At 59.3% G+C, this 231-nt stretch carries 1 rRNA gene; it reads right to left on the bottom strand.

The annotated features are described in order from the left end of the window. Positions 1-231, bottom strand: a 23S ribosomal RNA gene (locus tag ADL34_RS05645); the annotation flags it as partial.

The raw sequence follows: 231 nt of genomic DNA, 5'->3' as shown, positions 1-231 counted from the left end.
TCGGTTTAGGGTACGGGCCGCCATGAAACTCGCTAGAGGCTTTTCTCGACAGCATAGGATCATCCACTTCACCACAATCGGCTCGGCATCAGGTCTCAGCCTTAATGAACGGCGGATTTGCCTACCGTCCGGCCTACACCCTTACCCCGGGACAACCACCGCCCGGGATGGACTACCTTCCTGCGTCACCCCATCACTCACCTACTACCAGCTCGGGTCACCGGCTCCACC

The sequence above is a fragment of the Streptomyces sp. NRRL WC-3605 genome (genome assembly GCF_001509795.1).
GTDB classification, from domain to species: Bacteria; Actinomycetota; Actinomycetes; order Streptomycetales; family Streptomycetaceae; genus Streptomyces; species Streptomyces viridochromogenes.
The sequence above is the reverse complement of the archived record's forward strand: the minus strand, read 5'-3'. Positions and strand labels throughout refer to the sequence as shown.